This is a genomic window from Rhizobium sp. NFR07 (assembly GCF_900111905.1).
In the GTDB taxonomy this organism is placed as follows: Bacteria; Pseudomonadota; Alphaproteobacteria; order Rhizobiales; family Rhizobiaceae; genus Neorhizobium.
The window spans coordinates 247052-270353 of sequence record NZ_FOKM01000008.1 but is presented as its reverse complement, the minus strand read 5'-3'; the positions used below and the strand labels follow the sequence as shown (position 1 = coordinate 270353).

General features: G+C 61.0%; 20 protein-coding genes. 13 read left to right on the top strand and 7 right to left on the bottom strand.

What is annotated here, in order from left to right; translation table 11 throughout:
• Window positions 1-363 precede the first annotated feature (363 nt).
• Complete coding sequence (locus BM216_RS18790) at window positions 364-543, top strand: hypothetical protein (RefSeq protein ID WP_093000722.1); 180 nt, start codon at window positions 364-366, stop codon at window positions 541-543.
• Window positions 544-572: 29 nt separating this feature from the next.
• Window positions 573-707, top strand: a complete 135-nt coding sequence (locus BM216_RS35040) for a hypothetical protein (RefSeq protein ID WP_280141690.1) — start codon at window positions 573-575, stop codon at window positions 705-707.
• Between the two features lie 137 nt (window positions 708-844).
• Here BM216_RS35040 and gyrA read toward each other — a convergent pair whose 3' ends face one another.
• Complete coding sequence (gene gyrA, locus BM216_RS18785; RefSeq protein WP_093000721.1) at window positions 845-3682, bottom strand: DNA gyrase subunit A; 2838 nt, start codon at window positions 3680-3682, stop codon at window positions 845-847.
• A gap of 290 nt (window positions 3683-3972) precedes the next feature.
• Here gyrA and BM216_RS18780 point away from each other — a divergent pair, with 290 nt between their 5' ends.
• On the top strand, window positions 3973-4602 hold the full coding sequence (locus tag BM216_RS18780; protein ID WP_093000720.1) for a MarC family protein: 630 nt from the start codon (window positions 3973-3975) through the stop codon (window positions 4600-4602).
• 18 nt (window positions 4603-4620) lie between these two features.
• On the opposite strand, the gene BM216_RS18775 is transcribed toward BM216_RS18780, so the two are convergent.
• Both BM216_RS18775 and BM216_RS18770 read right to left on the bottom strand, forming a co-directional pair.
• On the bottom strand, window positions 4621-4887 hold the full coding sequence (locus tag BM216_RS18775) for an RDD family protein (RefSeq protein ID WP_093000719.1): 267 nt from the start codon (window positions 4885-4887) through the stop codon (window positions 4621-4623).
• A 67-nt stretch (window positions 4888-4954) separates the two neighbouring features.
• Window positions 4955-5518, bottom strand: coding sequence for a single-stranded DNA-binding protein (locus BM216_RS18770; protein WP_093000718.1), 564 nt, complete (start codon window positions 5516-5518; stop codon window positions 4955-4957).
• Between the two features lie 313 nt (window positions 5519-5831).
• On the opposite strand from BM216_RS18770, the gene uvrA reads away from it, so the two are divergent.
• On the top strand, window positions 5832-8753 hold the full coding sequence (gene uvrA / locus BM216_RS18765; protein ID WP_093000759.1) for an excinuclease ABC subunit UvrA: 2922 nt from the start codon (window positions 5832-5834) through the stop codon (window positions 8751-8753).
• Window positions 8754-8780: 27 nt separating this feature from the next.
• Window positions 8781-9590 (top strand): DUF72 domain-containing protein, encoded by an 810-nt coding sequence (locus BM216_RS18760; RefSeq protein WP_093000717.1) that lies wholly within the window; start codon window positions 8781-8783, stop codon window positions 9588-9590.
• Here the strand turns inward: BM216_RS18760 and BM216_RS18755 are convergent.
• Window positions 9587-11083: an NAD(P)H-hydrate dehydratase gene (locus BM216_RS18755; protein ID WP_093000758.1), complete on the bottom strand. Its 1497-nt coding sequence runs from the start codon at window positions 11081-11083 to the stop codon at window positions 9587-9589. The two genes, BM216_RS18760 and BM216_RS18755, sit on opposite strands and share 4 nt — an antisense overlap.
• On the opposite strand from BM216_RS18755, the gene BM216_RS34065 reads away from it, so the two are divergent.
• The 5 genes from BM216_RS34065 to hspQ all read left to right on the top strand — a co-directional run bounded on the left by BM216_RS34065 (window position 11082) and on the right by hspQ (window position 14694).
• Window positions 11082-11258 carry a hypothetical protein gene (locus tag BM216_RS34065; RefSeq protein ID WP_177230833.1) on the top strand — a complete coding sequence of 59 codons (177 nt, stop codon included), beginning with the start codon at window positions 11082-11084 and terminating at the stop codon, window positions 11256-11258. The two genes, BM216_RS18755 and BM216_RS34065, sit on opposite strands and share 2 nt — an antisense overlap.
• A gap of 167 nt (window positions 11259-11425) precedes the next feature.
• Window positions 11426-11764, top strand: a complete 339-nt coding sequence (locus tag BM216_RS18750) for a P-II family nitrogen regulator (protein WP_003515720.1) — start codon at window positions 11426-11428, stop codon at window positions 11762-11764.
• 50 nt (window positions 11765-11814) lie between these two features.
• Window positions 11815-13224, top strand: coding sequence for a type I glutamate--ammonia ligase (glnA, locus tag BM216_RS18745; RefSeq protein ID WP_093000716.1), 1410 nt, complete (start codon window positions 11815-11817; stop codon window positions 13222-13224).
• A gap of 132 nt (window positions 13225-13356) precedes the next feature.
• Window positions 13357-14280 carry a DMT family transporter gene (locus tag BM216_RS18740; RefSeq protein ID WP_093000715.1) on the top strand — a complete coding sequence of 308 codons (924 nt, stop codon included), beginning with the start codon at window positions 13357-13359 and terminating at the stop codon, window positions 14278-14280.
• A gap of 84 nt (window positions 14281-14364) precedes the next feature.
• Complete coding sequence (gene hspQ, locus BM216_RS18735; protein WP_093000714.1) at window positions 14365-14694, top strand: heat shock protein HspQ; 330 nt, start codon at window positions 14365-14367, stop codon at window positions 14692-14694.
• Window positions 14695-14785: 91 nt separating this feature from the next.
• Here hspQ and BM216_RS18730 read toward each other — a convergent pair whose 3' ends face one another.
• Entirely contained in the window at window positions 14786-15430 is a 645-nt protein-coding gene (locus BM216_RS18730; protein WP_093000713.1) for an invasion associated locus B family protein, read from the bottom strand.
• A gap of 278 nt (window positions 15431-15708) precedes the next feature.
• On the opposite strand from BM216_RS18730, the gene BM216_RS18725 reads away from it, so the two are divergent.
• From BM216_RS18725 to BM216_RS18715, 3 genes are read left to right on the top strand one after another with little or no spacing between them, the layout of a single operon-like run.
• Window positions 15709-17514 carry an extracellular solute-binding protein gene (locus BM216_RS18725; protein ID WP_093000757.1) on the top strand — a complete coding sequence of 602 codons (1806 nt, stop codon included), beginning with the start codon at window positions 15709-15711 and terminating at the stop codon, window positions 17512-17514.
• A gap of 33 nt (window positions 17515-17547) precedes the next feature.
• On the top strand, window positions 17548-18219 hold the full coding sequence (locus BM216_RS18720) for a DsbA family oxidoreductase (RefSeq protein ID WP_093000712.1): 672 nt from the start codon (window positions 17548-17550) through the stop codon (window positions 18217-18219).
• 20 nt (window positions 18220-18239) lie between these two features.
• Window positions 18240-19181, top strand: coding sequence for a DMT family transporter (locus BM216_RS18715; RefSeq protein WP_093000711.1), 942 nt, complete (start codon window positions 18240-18242; stop codon window positions 19179-19181).
• Window positions 19182-19390: 209 nt separating this feature from the next.
• On the opposite strand, the gene mfd is transcribed toward BM216_RS18715, so the two are convergent.
• Window positions 19391-22909 (bottom strand): transcription-repair coupling factor, encoded by a 3519-nt coding sequence (gene mfd / locus BM216_RS18705; RefSeq protein WP_093000710.1) that lies wholly within the window; start codon window positions 22907-22909, stop codon window positions 19391-19393.
• Complete coding sequence (locus BM216_RS18700; RefSeq protein ID WP_093000756.1) at window positions 22906-23229, bottom strand: FAD assembly factor SdhE; 324 nt, start codon at window positions 23227-23229, stop codon at window positions 22906-22908. The genes mfd and BM216_RS18700 overlap by 4 nt, the downstream gene beginning before the upstream one ends.
• Window positions 23230-23302 lie beyond the last annotated feature (73 nt).

Genomic DNA, 23302 nt, shown 5'->3' with positions numbered 1-23302 from the left:
GCCTTTTGTCACGTCGGTCGCGCCTGCGCAAGGGTTGGACGCCTGAACCGCAGATGAACGGGCCATTCAAGGTCGTTTCAGCAGCAACCTGCTTTATTGCAAACCGTGGCGGGAAACATCCCGTCCGTGTCGTGAGAGAAACCTATGCTGGTCCTGATCGTGATCGCCGCAGTATTCGCATCCCTGATGCTGGAGGCACTGTTGATCGCCGCGGACCAGATCGACGCCTGAGGGCGGAGAAAGATGAACGCCAGATGAACGGACCCTTCAGGGTCGCTTCAGAGCCGTTCAGATAGTCTTCTCTCAAAATGCGGTGGAACCTGGTCGCATGAAGCGATCAGGCAAAAGAAAAGGAAGACGGAGATGTTCACGAGAAAGAACTCGCTCATGCTCGACAAGGTCGCGATGATCAACCTGGTATGGACCTCGATGATCGCCGTGATGCTGGCGGCTACCGTCACGCTTTACCAGGATCGTTCCAACACGACTGACACCAGCTACCCGCAGGTTACCGGTCGTTACCAGGACATTTCCTACTATTAAGCCGGGGCATTCGGTTTAAGGAGCGCACCATGATCGTGACGCTTACGACCCTCGCCGGACTGCTCAGCAGCCTGTGCGTCGCGCTCCTGGCATCGACATTGTCCGAACTTCGCCGCGAGCGCGAGGATATCGAGAGTTTTGCCCGTCGCCACACGGCGTTCTGACGAGGGAACGCCGTCCTCCCAAGGCAAAGGCGATGGGATCCAATTGAAAAAGCCGGAGAACGCGAGTTCTCCGGCTTTCTTCTGTTCATTTCGAAGATGATGCGCCGCCCGGTTCGAGCGGCACTTGAACGGCGCCCTCAGGCGCCGTTGTCGTCACCGGCTTCCGGCTCCGAACCGTTATCGGTCGCATCGCCGGCATCACCCGCACCTTCGCCAAGCTCGTCGGTTGCCACCTCATCGTCGCCTTCCGGCTCGCTGATGCGCTCGACGGACACGACCTTCTCGTCCTTGGCAGTGGAGAAGATGGTGACACCCTTGGTGGCGCGGCTGGCGATACGGATGCCGCCGACCGGAACGCGGATGAGAACACCGCCATCCGACACCAGCATGATCTGGTCGCCGTCTTCGACCGGGAAGGCTGCGACGAGTTCGCCGATCTCGTTGGTCTTCGAGGTGTCGGTGGCACGGATGCCCTTGCCGCCGCGGCCGGATGTGCGGAAGTCGTAAGACGACGAACGCTTGCCGAAGCCCTTTTCCGAGACCGTCAGCACGAACTGTTCGCGTGCCTTCAGGTCTTCGTAACGTTCGTCGGTCAACTGTCCCTCTTCAGTGACTTCCTCGCCGACAAGAGCGATGTCTTCCTCGTCCACGCCGGCGGCGCGACGTTCGGTCGCCGAACGTTTCAGGTAAGCGGCACGCTCCCACGGCTCTGCATCGACATGGCTGACGATCGTCATCGAGATAATGCGGTCGCCGTCGCCGAGATTGATGCCGCGAACGCCGATCGAATTGCGGCCCGCAAAGACGCGGACCTCATCGACCGGGAAGCGGATCGCCTGGCCGAGCGCCGTCGTCAGTAGAACATCATCGCCCGGGATGCCGATTGCGTGGTTCGGCGCCGTGCAGGTTTCGACGGAGAGGATTTCATCACCCTCCTCCTCGAGCTTCATGGCGATCTTGCCGTTGCGGTTGACCTGGACGAAGTCGCTGAGCTTGTTGCGGCGAACGGTGCCGCGCGTCGTTGCGAACATGACGTCGAGGTTTGCCCAGCTATCCTCGTCCTCGGGCAGCGGCATAATGGTGGTGATACGTTCGCCGGGTTCCAGCGGCAGCATGTTGATCAGCGCCTTGCCGCGGGACTGCGGCGTGCCGATCGGCAGGCGCCAGACCTTTTCCTTGTAGACGATGCCACGCGAGGAGAAGAACAGGACCGGCGTGTGGGTGTTGACCACGAACAGGCGCGAGACGAAATCCTCGTCGCGCGTCGCCATGCCGGACCGCCCCTTACCGCCACGGCGCTGGGCGCGATAAGTGTTGAGCGGGACGCGCTTGATGTAGCCGAGATGCGAGACGGTCACGACCATGTCCTCGCGGGCGATGAGGTCTTCATCGTCCATGTCGAGGCCGGCATCGAGGATCTGCGTGCGGCGCGGCGTGCCGAATTCGTCACGAACGGCGGCGAGCTCTTCCTTGACCAGCGTCTGGATGCGGATGCGCGAGGACAGGATGTCGAGGTAATCCGAAATCTCAGCGCCGATCTTGTTCAACTCGTCGGCGATTTCATCGCGGCCGAGGGCGGTCAGACGGGCGAGACGCAGTTCGAGGATGGCGCGGGCCTGCTCTTCCGAGAGGTTGTAGGTCGCGTCATCGTTGATCTTGTGGCGCGGGTCGTCGATCAGGCGGATCAGCGCCTCGACGTCATGGGCCGGCCAGCGGCGGGTCATCAACTGCTCGCGGGCGGTCGCCGGATCGGGCGCACGGCGGATGAGCGCGATGACTTCGTCGATATTGGCGACCGCAATCGCCAGACCGACCAAGACGTGGGCGCGTTCGCGCGCCTTGCGCAGCAGGTATTTCGTGCGGCGGCTGACGACTTCCTCACGGAAGGAGACGAAAGCGCGAAGCATGTCGAGCAGCGTCAGCTGCTCCGGCTTGCCGCCGTTCAGCGCCACCATGTTGCAGCCGAAGGAGGTCTGCAGCGGCGTGTAGCGGTAGAGCTGGTTGAGGATGACATCGGCATTGGCATCCCGCTTCAATTCGATGACGACGCGGTAGCCCTGACGGTCGGATTCGTCGCGCAGGTCGGAAATGCCCTCGATGCGCTTTTCCTTGACCAATTCGGCCATCTTCTCGATCATCGAGGCCTTGTTCACCTGGTAGGGAACTTCGGTGACGATGATCTGCTCGCGATCACCGCGCATCGGTTCGATGGTGGCGACGCCGCGCATCATGACAGAACCGCGGCCGGTCTCGTAGGCCGAGCGGATACCGTTCTTGCCGAGGATCATCGCGCCGGTCGGGAAGTCCGGACCGGGGATGATTTCCATCATTTCCGGCAGGTCGATCGCCGGATTGTCGATCAGCGCGATGCAGCCGTCGATGACTTCGCCGAGATTGTGCGGCGGTATGTTGGTCGCCATGCCGACGGCGATGCCGCCTGCGCCGTTGACCAGAAGGTTCGGGAACTTCGCCGGAACCACGACGGGCTCCGACAGGGTGCCATCGTAGTTGTCCCGGAAATCGACGGTTTCCTTGTCGAGATCATCGAGCAGGGAATGAGCAGCCTTTTCAAGGCGACATTCGGTATAACGCTCGGCTGCCGGCGGATCGCCGTCGATCGAACCGAAATTGCCCTGACCGTCGATCAGCGGCAGCCGGAGCGACCAGTCCTGTGCCATACGGGCCAGCGCATCATAGATCGCCGAGTTGCCGTGCGGATGGTATTTACCCATCACGTCCCCGGTAACACGGGCGCATTTGACGTATTTCTTGTTCCAGTCGATGCCGAGTTCGGACATGCCGTAAAGAATGCGCCGGTGAACCGGCTTCAGGCCGTCACGGACATCGGGAAGCGCGCGGCTGACGATCACGCTCATGGCGTAATCGAGATAGGACCGCTGCATCTCTTCCATGATGGAAATGGGTTCGATGCCTGGGGGCAGCTTTCCGCCGCCGGGTGTGCTTTGTTCAGTCAAAACGGGTCACGATCTCTATTCGGAATCAGGTGGCTGTTTATATCGGAAAGCGAGCGGAAGCGCCAATTTCCCCACCTTTTCCATTCAAGGTTTTGAACAGGTTTTGCGACGGAAGGAAGGCAATCCAGCCCGGCCAAGGACCGCCGGACGCGTATTGTCGCCTGTCGGGCATAGGGCATGGCGCGAAGCCGTGCAACCCCACCCTTGCAGCGTGTGCCGCAATCTTCTACAGCCGCGAGCTTATACACGCCGATACGCCATGGCGCGTTTGCAAACGAAGAGGACAGGACATGGCCACCGCCGACGCGCTGATCAATGCGATGACGACGATGCTGGTGACGTTGGACCCGCCGGGTCTTGCGCCGGTCTTCCTCGGCCTGACGGTCGGCATGACGGCGGCACAGCGCCGCCAAGTGGCGCTGCGTGGCTCGATCATCGCCTTCGGCATCCTCACCGTCTTTGCCCTGTTCGGCGCGGGCGTGCTCGGACTGCTCGGCATTTCGATGGGCGCCTTCCGCATCGCGGGCGGCCTGCTGCTCTTCTGGATATCCTTTGAAATGGTGTTCGAACGACGCCAGGAGCGCAAGGAGAAGACATCCCAGGCGGCGATCACCATCGACCACCTGCGCGATCTTGCCGTCTTTCCGCTCGCCATTCCGCTGATTGCCGGACCCGGTGCGATCTCGGCAACCGTTCTGCTGGCCGGCACCTTTACAACCGTGTTCGACCGCGTTCTGCTGATCGGCGTTCTCGCGCTGATGATGCTGGCGGTCTATCTCACCCTGCTGCTTGCCGAAAAGCTGGACCGTTTCCTCGGCGTGACCGGCCGGGCCATCCTGACCCGGCTCCTCGGCGTCATCCTCGCCGCGCTATCGGTGCAGTTCGTCGTGGACGGGGTGCGGTCAGCATTCAATCTCTGACCGCGTAGCCCATATTTCCTAGCGATCCGTGCGCTTAGCCTTGAGGATGCGCTTCCAGATCGTCCCGCCGAGATATTTGTTGAAGACGACAAAATAGGCCACCATCAGCGCGAAGCACAGGAAGGCCGGGCCGCCATCCAGCGAAAAACCATTGTCGGTCATGCCGCCGAACAGCCAAGCGACGGCGAGCCCTGCCACCCAGAAGATCGTAAAGAAATCCAGGATGGCGGCCAGAACGATCCGCCAGGTGGATGGTGCTTTCGGGGTGATCGCAACATCGCTCATTAAAAACTCCTTATCGTCAAAATACGCAGATTATCGATGAGAAAAGGCACCTTACGGCGCCTTTGGATCAGAATGGAATGTCGTCGTCCAGATCGCGGGAGAAATTGCCCCCTGAAGACTGGCCACCGCGACCCTGCTGACCACCGGAAGACGGCTTGCGGTCGTAATCGTTGCCGCCGCCATAACCGCCGCCGAAGTCGTCACCGCCACCGCCGAAATCGCTCGAGCCGCCACGGCCACTGCCGCCGCCATAGCCGCCGCGATCACCACCGCCCTCGCCGCGACCGTCAAGCATGGTCAGCGTCGAGTTGAAGCCCTGCAGCACGACTTCCGTTGAATAACGGTCATTGCCGCTCTGGTCCTGCCACTTGCGGGTCTGTAGCGCGCCTTCGATGTAGAGCTTGGCGCCCTTCTTCACATACTGTTCGACGACCTTGCAGAGGCCCTCGTTGAAGACGACGACGGTGTGCCATTCGGTCTTTTCCTTGCGCTCGCCGGAATTCCGGTCGCGCCAGGTTTCCGACGTCGCAATGCGAAGGTTGGCGATCGGGCGGCCGTCCTGGGTCCGACGGATTTCGGGGTCTGCCCCCACGTTGCCGATCAGAATGACCTTGTTGACGCTACCTGCCATAATCTTCTCACCTTACTCTGCCGCCACCGCGGCTCAAAAACCAATCGGTTCACCATAAACCATCGGCCGCGCCGGACGCGACCTCCCCTTGCCCATTCATCCACAGCTAAGCGCACGACACCGAAAAACAGCCTCAAGTGGGCAACCGCATTTTGGTGAATTTTGTTCTTTATTTGTTCTATTTTATTCCTATACTCCTGTCAACGGACTCGAAACCTCGCCGCGTTGCGGCAGTTTCGCCTCGACAGGGGCGGATCAATCACTACATAAGGGCCTTCAATCCTCCCATATGGGCCTCCCAAAAGGCATGACGATGAGTGAACTCAAGACCATTTCCATACGTGGTGCACGCGAGCACAATTTGAAGGGCATCGATCTCGATCTGCCCCGCAATTCGCTGATCGTGATGACCGGCCTTTCCGGCTCGGGCAAGTCGTCGCTCGCCTTCGACACGATCTATGCGGAAGGTCAGCGCCGCTACGTGGAAAGCCTTTCGGCCTATGCGCGCCAGTTCCTGGAAATGATGCAGAAGCCGGATGTCGATCAGATCGACGGGCTGTCGCCGGCAATCTCGATCGAACAGAAGACGACCTCGCGCAACCCGCGCTCGACGGTCGGCACGGTTACCGAAATCTACGACTACATGCGCCTTCTCTTTGCGCGCGTCGGCGTTCCCTATTCGCCGGCCACCGGCCTGCCGATCGAGAGCCAGACTGTCAGCCAGATGGTCGACCGGGTGCTCGATTTCGAGGAAGGTACCCGCCTCTACATTCTTGCGCCGATGATCCGCGGTCGCAAGGGCGAGTACAAGAAGGAACTCGCCGACCTGATGAAGAAGGGTTTTCAGCGCGTCAAGGTGGACGGTCAGTTCTACGAGATCGCCGATGTGCCGGCGCTCGACAAAAAATACAAGCATGACATCGATGTCGTGGTCGACCGTCTCGTCGTGCGGCCGGATATTTCCGCGCGTCTGGCGGACAGCCTTGAGACCTCTCTGAAGCTGGCCGACGGGCTTGCGGTCGCCGAATTCGCCGACAAGCCCCTGCCTGCCAACGAGACCGCTGCCGGCGGATCGGCCAACAAGTCGCTCAACGAGACCCATGAGCGCGTGCTGTTCTCGGAAAAATTCGCCTGCCCGGTTTCCGGCTTCACCATTCCGGAAATCGAGCCGCGGCTGTTTTCCTTCAACAATCCCTTCGGTGCCTGCCCGACCTGCGACGGCCTCGGCTCGCAGCAGAAGGTGGACGAGAACCTGATCGTGCCGGAACCGGCGCGCACGCTGCGTGACGGCGCCATCGCACCATGGGCCAAGTCTTCCTCGCCTTATTACAACCAGACGCTCGAAGGTCTGGGCAAGGTGTTCGGCTTCAAGCTGTCCGATCGGTGGGACAAGCTGTCCAGCGAGGCGCAGACGGCGATCCTGCAGGGCACCGAGGAAAAGATCGAGTTCAACTACGCCGACGGCGCGCGCTCCTACAAGACGACAAAGACCTTCGAAGGCATCGTGCCGAACCTCGAGCGCCGCTGGAAGGAAACCGACAGCGCCTGGGCGCGCGAGGAGATCGAGCGCTACATGTCGGCGGCCCCCTGCCCGGCCTGTGCCGGTTATCGCCTGAAGCCGGAAGCGCTGGCGGTGAAGATCAACAAGCTGCATATCGGCGAAACAACCGAAATGTCGATCAAGCTGGCGCGCGACTGGTTTTCGGCACTGCCGGAACACCTGAACGCCAAGCAGAATGAGATTGCCGTCCGCATTCTCAAGGAGATCCGCGAGCGCCTGCAGTTTCTCAATGATGTCGGGCTCGACTATCTCAGCCTGTCGCGCAATTCCGGCACGCTGTCGGGTGGTGAAAGCCAGCGCATCCGATTGGCGTCGCAGATCGGCTCGGGGCTCACCGGCGTGCTCTATGTGCTGGACGAGCCGTCGATCGGCCTGCACCAGCGCGACAATGCGCGCCTGCTCGATACGCTCAAGCATCTGCGCGATATCGGCAACACCGTCATCGTCGTCGAGCATGACGAGGACGCGATCCTGACCGCCGACTACGTGGTCGATATCGGCCCGGCCGCCGGCATTCATGGTGGCACCGTGGTGGCGGAAGGCACGCCGCAGCAGGTCATGGCCAATCCGAAGTCACTGACCGGAAAATACCTGTCGGGCGAACTCGGTGTCGCCGTGCCGACGGAGCGCCGCAAGCCGAAGAAGGGCAAGGAACTCAAGGTTTTTGGCGCGCGCGGCAATAACCTGAAGAATGTCACTGCGGCGGTGCCGCTCGGCGTCTTCACCGCAGTTACCGGCGTATCGGGTGGCGGCAAATCTACCTTCCTGATCGAGACGCTCTACAAGTCTGCGGCTCGGCGCGTCATGGGCGCGCGCGAAATCCCGGCCGAACACGACCGCATCGACGGCTTCGAGCATATCGACAAGGTGATCGACATCGACCAGTCGCCGATCGGCCGCACGCCTCGTTCCAACCCGGCCACCTACACCGGCGCGTTTACGCCGATCCGCGACTGGTTTGCTGGCCTGCCGGAAGCCAAGGCGCGCGGTTACGCGCCGGGTCGCTTCTCGTTCAACGTCAAGGGCGGCCGCTGCGAGGCCTGCCAGGGCGATGGCGTGATCAAGATCGAGATGCACTTCCTGCCCGACGTCTACGTCACCTGCGACGTCTGCCACGGCAAGCGCTACAATCGCGAGACGCTGGACGTGCATTTCAAGGGCAAATCGATCGCCGACGTGCTGGACATGACGGTCGAGGAAGGTGTCGAGTTCTTCTCGGCGGTACCTGCCGTGCGCGACAAGCTGCAGGCGCTGTTCGATGTCGGCCTCGGCTATATCAAGGTCGGTCAGCAGGCGAACACGCTGTCGGGCGGCGAGGCGCAGCGCGTCAAGCTCGCCAAGGAACTGTCGAAGCGCTCCACCGGCCGCACGCTCTACATTCTCGACGAGCCGACCACCGGCCTGCATTTCCACGACGTCGCGAAGCTTCTCGAAATGCTGCACGAACTGGTCAATCAGGGCAATTCCGTCGTCGTCATCGAGCACAATCTCGAAGTCATCAAGACGGCTGACTGGATCATCGACATCGGTCCCGAGGGCGGCACGGGTGGTGGCGAGATCGTCGCGTCCGGTACGCCGGAACAGATCGTCAAGGAAAAGCGCTCCTATACCGGCCAGTTCCTAAAGGAACTTCTCGAACGGCGTCCGGCGAAAAAGGTCGAGGCGGCGGAATAGCAATCGCATCAATCCGGTGGAGGGAAGATGACCAAGAGCGGGACGATCAGGAGTGGCATCGGCGGATGGACCTTCGAGCCCTGGGAGGGCACGTTCTATCCGGACAAGCTGACGAAGAAGCGGCAGCTCGAATATGCGTCGGCTAAGCTTTCGGTCATCGAGGTCAACGGCACCTATTACGGCTCTCAGAAGCCGGAAACCTTTGCCAAATGGGCGTCCGAAGTGCCGGATGGCTTCATCTTCTCGCTAAAGGCCAGCCGCTTCACCACGAACCGCAAGGTCCTGGCGGATGCGGGCGAATCCATCGACAAGTTCCTGACGCAGGGCTTGGTTGAACTCGGCGATCATCTCGGTCCGCTGCTCTGGCAGTTTGCGCCGACAAAGAAGTTCGAGCCGGAAGATTTCGAGGCTTTCCTCAAGCTCCTGCCGGAAAAGCTCGAAGGCCTGCCGCTGCGGCATGTCGTCGAGGTGCGGCATGACAGTTTCAAGGTGCCGGAATTCATTGCACTGCTCGAAAAATACAATATCGCGCCCGTCTGCGCCGAACATTTCGACTATCCGATGATATCAGACGTGACGGCCGATTTCGTTTACGCGCGGCTGCAGAAGGGATCGGACGACATTCCGACCTGCTACGCGGATGGTGACATGAAAGCCTGGGCGAAGCGGCTCCAGACGTGGGCGGAAGGTGGCGTGCCCACCGACCTGCCGTTGGTCGACGAGAGCCGAAAGGTGAAGAAGGAGCCGCGCGACGTGTTCGCCTTCTTCATCCACGAGGGCAAGGTCAACGCGCCGCAGGGCGCAATGGCGATGCAGGAACTCGTCGATAAGAGCTAAAGGTCGCCGACAATCCGAGCGAGCGCCTTGCCGGCATGTTCGGCCAGATCCTCCGCCGTCATTCCGGGGCCGGCCATCTGCGCGGCCTCGCCATGCAAATAGACACCCGCTGCAGCGGCCTCGAAGGCCGGCATGCCCTGGGCCAGCAATGCGCCGATCATGCCTGCCAGCACATCTCCGGAGCCGGCTGTCGCCAGCCAACTCGGGCCATTTGCATTGATGGCGGCGCGCCCGTCCGGCGAGGCGATCACCGTATCGGCACCCTTGTAGACGATCGCCGCATTGGCGCGACGGGCTGCCTTTCGGGCTTTCTCGACCTTGCCGAGGTTTTCGTCGGCAGCCAGATCCGGGAACAGCCGGGCGAATTCGCCTTCATGCGGCGTCAGCACAAGATGCGGCGGGCCACCGGAAAAGACATCGAACAGGGCATTCGGTTCGTCCTTAAAGGACGTTATGCCATCGGCATCCAGCACCAGTGAGCGGTCTCTAAGGGCAAGCGCGAAATCCCTCGCCTTCTCGCCGATGCCGAAGCCCGGGCCAAGCACGAATGTGCGCAATCTCGCATCCTTCAGCCAATCGTTCAGATCGTCGGCCGTATCGAGCTGTTTCAGCATGACGGCTGTCAGGTGATTAGCGTTGGTTTCCATCGCGTCGGCCGGTGCGGCGATGGTGACCAGCCCTGCCCCGTTCTTCAGCCCCGCCAGCGCCGAGAGCCGCGCGGCACCTGTTTTCGATGTCTCGCCGGAGAAGACGGCAAGATGCCCCCGCCTGTATTTGTGGGAATCCGCGTCTGCTGACGGCAGCAGATGGCGCCAGAGAGACGGACCGTTTTCCGTCAACTCGCCGGCCTCAGCCTCGATGATCCGCCAAGGAATGCCGATGTCGGAAATTTCCATGTCACCGCAGAGAGACCGGCCTGGCAATAGCAGATGACCAGGCTTTCGGGCCATGAAAGTGACGGTGCAATCGGCTGAGAAAGCCGCCCCCAGCGGTACGCCGCGACGGCCGCAAAGGCCCGAGGGAAGATCGACAGCCAGAACGGGAAGAGCCGCGCCCGTCACCTTCTCGATGAGCGTAGCGACCACGTCCGGCACGTTGCGGGCCAGACCCGCTCCGAAAATCGCGTCGATGACGACATCGCCCGGCGCCGGCTCATAGGCCGCGATGGGCAGAACCTGTTCCTTCCAGGCAGCGCGGGCCGTGGCGGCAGCTCCCTGCAGGCGATGCGGATCCCCCAGCGCGAAAAGCGCCACTTGCGCGCCGGATTCAACCAGCGCGCAGGCAGCGACATATCCGTCACCACCATTGTTGCCCGGCCCGCAAAGCAGCACGAAACGTATCGCCTGCGGATAGCGCGCCAGGGCCGTCGCCGCGACGGCATAGCCCGCCCTGATCATCAGATCATAGACCGGGATGCCGGAAGAAGACGCCGCTTCATCCACGCGGGACATTTCATCAGGGCTCAGGAGAAGGTCGGAGCGGACATTGCACATGCCACAGTTGACCGCAGCATCGTTCAAAAAACAAGCTCTTCAGTCAGCCGCCAAGAGCCCCAATTTTAATCATTTGCATTTATTTTATGCATCTGCACGAATAAAAGATGCAGACGGCATTTTTCGCGAATTTGTCACAAATCGTGCCATCCGGCATCGTCTCAGCCTGACTTGACGAGAGATTTCGTTCAAATCTGCATGGCGGGAACGAAATCGACGAGGATCTGGTGCAAAACCGGAATATCCTTTTGATTGCCGAACATTAGTTTGGCACGATATCTGCATTGGCACCGCTGAGCGGGTGGAGACCTGCCACGGGGAGAAGCGGAGAGAACATTTCTCATGAAGAAGATCGAAGCGATCATTAAGCCCTTCAAGCTCGACGAAGTGAAGGAAGCCCTTCAGGAAGTCGGCCTGCAGGGGATCACGGTAACCGAGGCCAAGGGCTTTGGGCGGCAGAAGGGTCATACGGAGCTCTATCGCGGCGCCGAATATGTCGTCGACTTCCTGCCGAAAGTTAAGGTGGAAGTCGTCCTGGCGGACGAAAATGCGGAAGCCGTGATTGAAGCCATTCGCAACGCCGCCCAGACTGGACGGATCGGCGACGGCAAGATATTCGTGTCCAACGTCGAGGAGGTCATCCGTATCCGCACAGGCGAGACGGGTGTAGACGCGATTTAGGCCGGCTCGGCGATACCGTTCACATCGTTACTGAAATCGAGGAACCCGTAATGACGAGCGCAAGCGAAATCATGAAACAAATCAAGGAAAACGACGTCAAGTTCGTTGACCTTCGCTTCACCGACCCACGCGGCAAGCTGCAGCATGTGACGATGGATATTTCCGCCGTCGACGAGGACATGTTCGCAGACGGCGTCATGTTCGACGGTTCCTCGATCGGCGGCTGGAAGGCGATCAACGAGTCCGACATGGTTCTGATGCCGGACCCGGCGACGGTCCACATGGACCCGTTCTTCGCGCAGTCGACCATGGTCATCATCTGTGACATTCTCGACCCGATCTCGGGCGAGGCCTATAACCGCGACCCGCGCGGTACGGCCAAGAAGGCCGAAGCCTATCTGAAGGCATCGGGTATCGGCGACACCGTCTTCGTCGGCCCGGAACCGGAATTCTTCGTCTTCGACGACGTCAAGTACAAGGCGGACCCGTACAATACGGGCTTCAAGCTTGACTCGTCGGAGCTGCCGTCCAACGACGACACCGACTATGAAACCGGCAACCTCGGCCACCGTCCGCGCGTCAAGGGCGGCTATTTCCCGGTCCCGCCGGTCGACAGCCTGCAGGACATGCGCTCCGAAATGCTGACGGTGCTGACTGAAATGGGCGTCGTCGTAGAGAAGCATCACCACGAGGTCGCCTCCGCCCAGCACGAGCTCGGCGTGAAGTTCGATACGCTGGTGCGCAACGCCGACAAGATGCAGATCTACAAGTATGTCGTGCACCAGGTCGCCAATGCCTATGGCAAGACGGCAACCTTCATGCCGAAGCCGGTCTATGGCGACAACGGTTCGGGCATGCACGTCCACCAGTCTATCTGGAAGGACGGCAAGCCGACATTTGCAGGCGACGAATATGCCGGCCTGTCGGAAAGCTGCCTGTTCTATATCGGCGGCATCATCAAGCATGCCAAGGCCATTAACGCCTTCACCAACCCGACGACGAATTCCTACAAGCGTCTCGTCCCGGGTTATGAAGCGCCGGTCCTGCTCGCCTATTCGGCCCGCAACCGTTCTGCCTCCTGCCGCATCCCGTTCGGCTCCAGCCCGAAGGCAAAGCGCGTCGAAGTCCGCTTCCCGGATCCGACGCAGAACCCCTATCTCGGCTTTGCCGCCATGCTGATGGCCGGTCTCGACGGCATCAAGAACAAGATCCATCCCGGCAAGGCGATGGATAAGGATCTCTACGACCTTCCCCCGAAGGAGTTGAAGAAGATCCCCACCGTCTGCGGTTCGCTGCGCGAAGCGCTGGAAAGCCTCGACAAGGACCGCAAGTTCCTGACCGCCGGCGGCGTGTTCGACGACGACCAGATCGATGCATATATCGAACTGAAGATGACCGAAGTGATGCGTTACGAGATGACGCCGCACCCGGTCGAATTCGACATGTACTATTCGGCCTGAGTGTCGATCATCATTCAAACGAGTTGCGGCGGGCTTTGCCCGCCGTTTCTCATTCAAGAGCAACTGACTTTTAATCAGTGGGCCTCGGCTCTCCAGCCCACCTGAAATATCGCTCCTGCCTGTGGATCTTCCGTGTCCTCTTCGAACAGCCCCATACCGCGCCCTGTCGACTGGCTGATCTTCCTGCTTGTCCCGGTATTCTTCTCAACCAACATCATTTTCGGGCGGGGCATTATCGGCGACGTGGCGCCCTACACGACCGCGTTCCTGCGCTGGGCCGGCTCGACGCTTGTCATGCTGCCGTTCATCTATGCCGACAGGCAGGCCGCGTTCACCTTCACGCGCCGGCATTTCTGGCTGTGGCTGCTGCTCGGAGCGCTCGGCATGGGGATATGCGGCGGCGTGGTCTACTGGTCGCTGACCTATACGACGGCGGCCAACGGCACGCTCATCTACACGACATCGCCGCTGTTCATCATCATGTTCCAGTGGCTGTTCGCCCGCCGCGCCATCGGCGCGCTCGAACTTGCCGGCATGGCAGTCGCATTTTCCGGGGTCATCGCGATCGTGGTGCGCGGTGATCCATCCGCGCTGCTGGCGATGCAGTTCAACATCGGCGATTTTGGCATTCTCATCGCCGCCATAGCGTTCGCGGTCTACTCGATCCTGCTCAAGAACCCGGCATTGCAGGCATTGCGGCCGATGGCACTGTTCGGCATCATCGCCCTTGCCGGAGCGATCGTCCTCCTGCCACCCAGCGCGATCGAGTTTTTCAACGGCGGCGCGGTGCCGGACACCGCGATCGACTGGTGGAAGATCGCCGGCATGGTGGCCTTCGCGTCGCTGGCCGCCTTCTTCTGCTTCCAGCACGTGGTGCGCGTCTTCGGGCCGGCGACCGCAGGCGTCACCCTCTATCTGATGCCGCCCTTCTCGATCATCATGGCCGTGATCTTTCTGGATGAGGCATTCGAACCTTATCACGCGGCAGGCATTGTCCTTGTGCTGGGTGGCGTCATACTTGCCTCACGAGGAGGCACACGGCGTAACACAGGTTGATCGCCCCGCTCAGGAGAGAGAGTGGCTATATCTTGATCCAGGCGGACTTTATTCCCACCTTATGTTGCGAAAGGACATCGCACCATGAAACAGAGAAATGCAAAATTCACGATTGGGGAAGTTGTCCGTCACAAGGTATTTCCGTTCCGTGGCGTCATTTTCGACGTCGATCCGGAATTTGCCAATACCGATGAATGGTACAATGCGATCCCCGTAGAAATCCGCCCGAGCAAGGACCAGCCGTTCTACCATCTGCTGGCGGAAAACGACGACAGCGAATATGTCGCCTATGTCTCGGAGCAGAACCTCGAGCATGACGAGAGCGAGCAACCGCTCCGCAATCCTCAGGTCTACCAGATCTTCGAACCGCGCGATGGCGGCCAGCTCAGACCCAAGATGATCCTGGCCCACTAAGGCAGTCGTTCGAAACAGAATTTAATAACAAAAAAGCCCGGGTTCGCCCGGGCTTCTTTTTTGCCTTGCGGCAGATTTTGCTTTGCAGATCTTACTGACCCTGCTTTGCAGCGTTCTGGGCTTCTTCGAGCTTCTTGCGCGCTTCCTCGGCCTTCTTCTGCATGCCTTCTTCCAGCGAACGCTGGCTTTCGGCGAGCTGAGACTGGGAAATCGCCGGGCCGTCGAAGGCGCCGGTGAAGCCGCCGAGCGAAACCTTGATCGGGTTCGGCGCGCGACGGAAGTTCATCGAGGTGAAGACTACTTCGCCGCCCTTCTTGAGGCTGGCGATCATCGGATCGGTCAGCGGAACTTCGGCGGTGCACTTGTCCGGCAGGCAGACGGTGTAGTCGAGCTTCTGGCCCTTGCCGCCGTCGATCTGCATGACGATGCCCGGGGGCACGAGACGTGCGGTCGGGACCGAAACCTGCAGGATCTTGCGGTTGACCTTGCCTTCGATGGTGATCAGGCCAACGGCGGTGATCAGCTGGCCGTTCTGTGCGAGAATGACGTTCTGGACGACGCAGAGGTCGCTGTCATCCTGCTTGGTGCAGGTCTTGAACCAGCCAAGCGGCGGAGCGCCCGGAGCCTGCGCCGCAGCTTCCTGTGCAGATGCCACGACGGGCGCAGAAGCCGCGCCGATGGTCATAGCCAGAGCGGACATAGCAGTCCGCAAAACTTTGGTAGCCTTAAGATTCATAACGAGATCCGTCTCCTGAAAACCCTCGCATGGGGCAGATGCCTTCCACGCCTCGGGGCGTCCTACTGATGTGTCACCTGAGATTCAAATGAGGCATTTGAATGACCCGCTCTGTAACCCACCTGTTACATCGCCATAGTTTCGATATCCAGCCCCTCAATACAGATTTGAACGCCGATACCGGTAGTAATGCCATGTTTTTGTATGGTCCTGATGGTTGGTCGCAGGCATAGACTGGGATAATTTGCAGCGAATCAGCGATGCGTATCAGGGTTCTCATGAGGCGTCTTTCCATCTTCTTGATCGCGGCCTTGATGCCGCTGTCACTCGCCGCGGCGCCACTGCACGGGATTGCCATGCACGGCACGCCGAACCTGCCTGCGGATTATCGCCATCTGGACTATATCGATCCGGCGGCCAAGAAGGGCGGCGCAGTGCGCTATGGGGTCGTCGGCACGTTCGACAGCCTCAACCCGTTTGTCCTGAAAAGCATGCGCACGACCGCCCGCGGCCTGTGGGACACGATCTTCGGTCACCTTCTCTACGAACCGCTGATGACGCGTTCCAGCAACGAGCCATTCACGCTTTACGGTCTGCTGGCCGAAAGCGTCGAAATGAATGACGAGCGCAGCTTCATCCAGTTCAACCTCAACCCCAGGGCAAAATGGTCGGATGGTCAGCCGGTGACCGCCGACGACGTGATTTTCACGTTCGAACTCTTGAAGGAAAAGGGCCGCATTCCGTTTTCTACGCGGCTCACGCCGGTCGAGAAGATGGAAAAGGTGGGCGAAAGAAGCGTCCGCTTTACCTTCAACGACAAGGTCGACCGGGAATTTCCGATGATCCTTGCCAGTTCGACGCCGATACTGCCGAAACACGCGATCGACGCCGATTCGTTCGACCAGTCGACGCTGAAGCCGCCGATCGGGTCCGGCCCCTACCGAATCAAGTCGGTCTCACCGGGCGAGCGCATCGTCTACGAGCGCAATCCGGATTACTGGGGCGGAAATATCCCGGCCAAGATCGGCTTCGACAATTACGACCAGATCTCGATCGAATATTTCCTGCAGGAAAGCACGATGTTCGAGGCCTTCAAGAAGGGCGCGCTCGACATTTATCTCGACGGCAGTCCGACCCATTGGGCAAGAGCCTATGATTTTCCGGCCGTGCGTAACGGCGACGTGGTGCAGGACGCGTTTACGCCGCAGCTGCCGACCGGCATGCTCGGCTTTGTCTTCAACACGCGGCGGCCGCTGTTTTCCGACGGCAACATTCGCGCCGGACTGTCGCTCGCCTTCGATTTCGAATGGGCCAACCGCAATCTGTTCGAAAATGCCTATACGCGCACCGAGAGTTTCTGGCAGGGTTCCCCCCTCACCTCGCTCGGCAAGCCTGCCGACGAGCGCGAACTGCGGATTCTCGGCGAAGCAAGCAAGCGGATCGAACCGAGCATGCTCGACGGGACCTATCGGATTGCGAAGACAGACGGATCGGGTGTCGACCGCGATGTACTGAAGCAGGCCGTCGATCTTCTCGGCAAAGCCGGCTACCGAATCAAGAATGGCCGGATGTCGGACGACGCCGGCCGGGTGTTGAGCTTCGAAGTGATGACGCAGAGCATCGACCAGGAGAAGCTCGCGATCGCCTATCAGCGCACGCTCAGGCTGATCGGTGTCGACATGCGCATCCGCACGGTGGACGATGCGCAGTATCAGCAGAGATCGGCTGCCTTCGACTACGACATGATCGTGAAATCCTATCCCTCCTCGCTCTCGCCGGGGATCGAGCAGATCGGCCGCTGGGGATCGGCATCGCGCGACCGGCAGGGAAGCTTCAACTTCGCCGGCACCGCTGATCCGGATATCGACAGGCTGATCGAGACGATGCTGACGGCGCGATCCGACGAGGATTTCCAGGCGACCGTACGTGCCTATGATCGACTGCTGCTTTCCGGCCACTACATGGTGCCGCTCTATCATGTCGCCGATCAGTGGGTGGCGCGGCGCAGCTATATAAGATATCCCGAAACTCTGCCGCTCTACGGCTACCAGCTCAACACCTGGTGGGACAGCCGGGCGAAATAACACCTGCAAACTCTCGATACGAAGGAAGCCGCCATGGAGCGCGTCACAATCGACATCGTCTCGGACGTCGTCTGCCCCTGGTGCTATCTCGGCAAAGCCCGTCTGGAGCTTGCGATTGCCGAGGTTCAGGACGAGATCGGCGTCGACGTGAACTGGCGTCCCTACCGGCTCAATCCGGACATCCCGGCGGAAGGCGTCGACCAGAAGGCCTATCTGGAAGCCAAGCTCGGCGGAGCGGAAGCGGTCACACGCGGCCACGAGATGCTGACGCAGCTCGGCGCAGAAGTCGGCATCCACTATGATTTCGCAGCGATCAAGATCGGCCCGAACACGCTCGACGCGCATCGCCTGCTGCATTGGGCAGGCGTCGAAGGCCGCGAGATCCAGGATCGCGCGGCAACCGCGCTGTTCAAGGCGAATTTCGAAGAAGGCCGGAATATCGGCGATCACGCGGTGCTTGCCGATATCGCCGAGGCGAGCGGCATGGACCGCAAGCTGGTCGAGAACCTGCTCGCGACCGATGCGGACAAGGATACGGTGCTTGGCGAGATCGATGCGGCGCAGCAGATGGGTGTCAACGGCGTGCCGTTCTTCATCGTCGACGGGCAATATGCGATAAGCGGCGCGCAGACGCCCGACGTGCTTTCCAATGCCCTTCGTGAAATTGCCCAACTCAAGGCCGAAGCCCGCAAGGGCATGATCTGATTTTCTAGAAAGCCTCGTCCGTGCAAAAAGACCAGACAGTCAAGGGTGTCCTCCTCGCCTTTGCGGCCTTTGCCGCCTATGCGTGGAGTGATGCGAGCGTGAAGCTCATCGAGGGGCAGCTCAGCCCCTATCAGTCTTCCTTCCTCGGCGCCGTCTTCTGCCTGGTCGGCCTGCCCTTCATCATGAAAAAGGGCGATCGCTGGGGCGATATCGTGCGCACGACCAACCGCCCGCTCTGGCTGCTGCGTTTCGTCGCCCAGGCAGGCGGTACGATCGGCAGTGTCACCGCCTTTACCCATCTTTCTATGGCCGAGGCCTTCGCGCTGATCTTCCTGCTCCCCTCCTTCGTCACCATCATGTCGGTGATCTTTCTGAAGGAGCAGGTGGGCTATCGCCGTTGGGCGGCCGTGGTCATCGGTTTCATCGGCGTCATGGTTGTGCTGCGTCCCGGTTTCCGCGAACTTTCGATCGGCCATCTCGGCGCCGTCTTCGGCGGCCTGAGCGGCGCGATCTCGATCGTAGTTTTCCGCGCCATGGGTCCATCGGAAAAGAACATCTCGCTTTACGGTGCCGGCGTGCTCGGTACCCTGATCGTCTGCGGTGCGTTGGCCCTGCCTGGCTTTGAGACGCCGACGGCGATGCAATGGGGCTGGCTCGCCGGCTATGGACTTCTCGCAGCGCTCGCTGCGATCCTGACCATGTATGCGGCAACCTACATACCGGCCTCGATGATCGGTCCCATCCAATACAGCCAGATGCTCTGGGCCGTTGCCTTCGGTTACCTCGTCTTCGGCGACGGCATCGATGCCTGGATGCTGGTCGGGATCCTGCTGATCATCGGCTCCGGCATGCTGACGCTGATCCGCGAACGGGTCCGCGGCACGCCGCTTCCGCCAGCGGTGGGAACGGATGCCCAGGCCGCGGCGGTGATGGCGCCGGAAGATGGGGATGGGAAGCCCTAAGTGTCGCTTTTGCTTGGGGCAGAAGCCCTGTGCACCATCATTTCCTGTACTCGTCAGAGGAATGCAGCCACGGCGCGTCTGCGCCGTGAAAGATGCATCTAGTTAAAGAGTCTTCCGCGCCCAAGGACTTGGGCGGACTGGATTCCTGTGACGAGCACAGGAATGAGGGAGGAAAGGTCGTCGGAGACCTCTCCTGCACATCTTGAAACTCAGCCCTTCGCCAGTTCCGCCATCTGCGTCATGATCTGCGCCGCAGCCTGGAGCCGCTTGGTCGGTGTCGGCAGGTCGCGGTTGAGGAAGATGCTCTGGTCCGGCCTGATCTTGGCCAGCGAACCCTGCTTGGCGATATAGCCCACAAGATTGGCCGGGTTGGGGAACTGCTTGTCGCGGAAGGCGATGACGACGCCCTTCGGACCGGCATCGACCTTTTCGACATTGGCCTTGCGGCAGAGCGACTTGATGTAGACGACCTTGAGCAGGTTCTGCACTTCAGGCGGCATCGGGCCGAAGCGGTCGACCATTTCGGCGCCGAAGCCGTCGATTTCCGCCAACTCCTGCACCTCGCCGAGACGGCGATAAAGGCCCATGCGCAGGTGGAGATCCGGCACGTAGTTTTCCGGGATCATCGTGGTGATGCCGACGGAAATCTGCGGCGACCAGCCGGTATCGACGATCTCGTCCTCGCCCTTCACTTCGGCGACCGCCTCTTCCAGCATCTGCTGGTAGAGCTCGAAGCCGACTTCCTTGATATGGCCGGACTGTTCTTCGCCGAGCAGATTGCCGGCGCCGCGGATGTCGAGATCGTGGCTTGCGAGCTGGAAGCCGGCGCCGAGTGTGTCGAGCGACTGCAGGACCTTGAGGCGGCGTTCGGCCATCTGGGTCAGCGTCTTGTTGACCGGCAGGGTGAAGAGCGCGAACGCCCTCACCTTCGACCGGCCGACGCGGCCGCGCAGCTGGTAGAGCTGGGCGAGACCGAACATATCGGCGCGGTGGACGATCAGCGTATTGGCGGTCGGAACGTCGAGACCGGATTCGACGATGGTGGTCGACAGGAGCACGTCGTATTTGCCGTCGTAGAAGGCATTCATGATGTCTTCCAGCTCGCCCGCCGCCATCTGGCCGTGGGCGACCGCGACCTTCAGTTCCGGCACGTCGGACTGGAGGAAGGCCTGGATATCGGCAAGGTCCGCCAGCCGGGGGCAGACATAAAAACTCTGGCCGCCGCGATAATGCTCGCGCATCAGCGTCTCGCGGATGACCAGCGGATCGAAGGGCGAGATGAAGGTGCGGACCGCCATGCGGTCGACCGGCGGGGTGGTGATCAGCGACAGCTCGCGAACACCGGTCATGGCAAGCTGCAGCGTGCGGGGGATCGGCGTGGCCGAGAGCGTCAGGACGTGGACATCGGTCTTCAGATCCTTCAGCCGCTCCTTGTGCTTCACGCCGAAGTGCTGCTCCTCGTCGATGATGAGCAGGCTCAAATTGGCGAACTGGATGCCGGCGCCGAGCAGCGCGTGGGTGCCGACGACGATATCGACCTTGCCATCGGCAATGTCCTTCTTCGTCTGGGCCAGTTCCTTTGACGACACGAGGCGCGAGGCCTGGGCGATCCTGATCGGCAGACCGCGGAAGCGATCGGTGAAGGTCTTGAAATGCTGGCGGGACAGAAGCGTGGTCGGCACGACGACTGCGACCTGCGCGCCGTTCATGGCGGCGAAGAAGGCGGCGCGGAGCGCCACTTCCGTCTTGCCGAAACCGACGTCACCGCAGACGAGGCGATCCATCGGTCGGCCGGCGGCGAGATCCTCGCGCACGGATTCGATGGCGTTTTCCTGGTCTTCCGTCTCGTCATAGGGAAAACGGGCGGCGAACTCATCGTAGAGACCTTCGGGCGTCGCCAGAACCGGTGCCTTGCGCACCATGCGGGTGGCGGCAATGCGGATGAGATCACCCGCCATGTCGAGCAGGCGTTTCTTGAGCTTGGCCTTGCGGGCCTGCCATGCGCCGCCGCCGAGACGGTCTAGATTAGCTTCTGCCGCATCCGAACCGTAACGGGAGAGAAGGTCGATATTTTCGACCGGCAGGAAGAGTTTTGCCTGGTCGGCATAATGCAGTTCGAGGCAGGCGCGAGGCGCACCGGCAGCCTCGATCGTCACGAGGCCGACGAACTTGCCGATGCCGTGTTCGGCATGGACGACAAGCGAGCCTTCGTCGAGGCCCGCCACTTCGGTGAGGAAGTCGGCGCCGCGCTTGCGCCGCTTGCCGCGGCGGACCATGCGGTCGCCCAAAATGTCCTGCTCGCCGATGACGGCCATGTTGCCGGTCTCGAAACCGGCCTCGAGGCTCATCACGGCGGACGCCGCCTCGCCCTTATCCAGCTTGTCGAGATCGGCCAGCTTGTCGATCTGCCTGATCCGCTTCAGGCCTCGCTCGTCGAGCACCTGGAGGAGGCGATCGAGCGAACCGGCGGACCAGCCGGTCACAAGAACTTTCGTTCCTTCGGCTCGCTTGTCGGCAATATGCTTGACGACGAGATCGAAGACATTGACGCGTTCATCGCGATCTTGCGTCTCCGCGCCCGCTTCCGCCTGGCTTTTTGCCCAGCGAGGACCGGTGTGGGCGTCAAGTGTCACCACTGGGCGACCTGCTGCATCCATCTCGTTAAATGGGGTCAGCCGCAGTGCTGCGACGTCGTCGAGCGCCGACGCGAAAGCCTTGCCGTCGAGATAGAGCTGGCCGGGGGAGACCGGCTTGTAGGGCGTCGCCTGCGCGGCCGCACCCTTGCCCTGGCTGCCTTGATCGCGGCGGGCTTCAAAGTAGTCGATGACCAGCTTGGAGCGCTCGGCTGCGGCCTCTCTGGCCGTGTGATCGGTGACGATCCGAAAACCGGCGAGATAATCGAAGGCGGTATCCAGCTTGTCGTAGAAAAGCGGCAGCCAGTGTTCCATGCCGGCATAACGGCGGCCTTCGGAGACGGCCTGATAGAGCGCGTCGTCGCGGGTGGCGGCGCCGAAGAGCGAGAGATAGTTCTTGCGGAAGCGGCTGATCGTGTCGGGCGTCAGCGTCACTTCGCTCATCGGGTTCAGGTCAAGGGAGCGGGCCTGGCCCGTGGTGCGCTGGCTGGCCGGATCAAAGGAGCGGATGCTTTCCAGCGTATCCCCGAAGAAATCGAGGCGGACCGGCTCTTCCGTGCCCGGCACGAAGACGTCGAGAATGCCGCCGCGCACGGCGAATTCGCCGACTTCGCGGACCGTCGAGACGCGGTCGAAGCCGTTGCGCTCCAGTCGGGCAGCGATGTCGTCCATGCGGATCTGGTTGCCGGGCTTGGCCGAAAACGCGAGGCTTTCTATGATCTCCGCCGGGGCGATTTTTTGCAGCATGGCGTTGACCGTGACGAGCACGATCGCGGGATGCGGTTTCTTCGCATGGGCGATCAAGCCGGAAAGCGCCGACAGTCTCCTTGCGGAGACATCGGCACTGGGCGAGACGCGGTCATAAGGCAGACAGTCCCAGGCCGGCAGGCTCAGGACCGGGATTTCCGGCGCGACGAAGGAGAGCATCTGTTCCAGATCCGGCATGCGCTGGCCGTCGGAGAGAACATAGGCGACCGACTGGCCGGAGCGCGCGAGTTCCGCCAGCAGCAGCGGCTCCATGCCGGGCGGCACGCTGCCGATGGTCAGCGGGGTCGAAGCGGCCGCGATCTTCTTCGCGTCAAATCCGGAAATCATTGGCCGAGTTTCTCTTTCAGCGAGGCTTCGGTAACGGGATCGAAATCCGGCCTGTAGGCTGCAACACGGGCGAACAGCGGCGTATCGCGCTCCCCGGGAAGTGGGCGGGCGCCGGTGATCCAGGCATGCAGGTCATGATCATCCTCACCCATGATCGCCTCGAACTCGTCGAGCTCCTGATCGGAAAGCCTGGAAATCTCGGCCTCGGCGAAACTGCCGAAGACGAGGTCCATTTCGCGGATGCCGCGATGCCAGCAGCGGTAGAGGATGCGCCTGCGGCGCGGGTCGAGATCCGCGCTGGTGCGCGCAAGTCCTGTCATGATGCAAGTCCCTGTTTTGCGGTTCATATAGGATTGTTTTCGGCCCACGTCACCTTGCCAAATGGGCAAAACT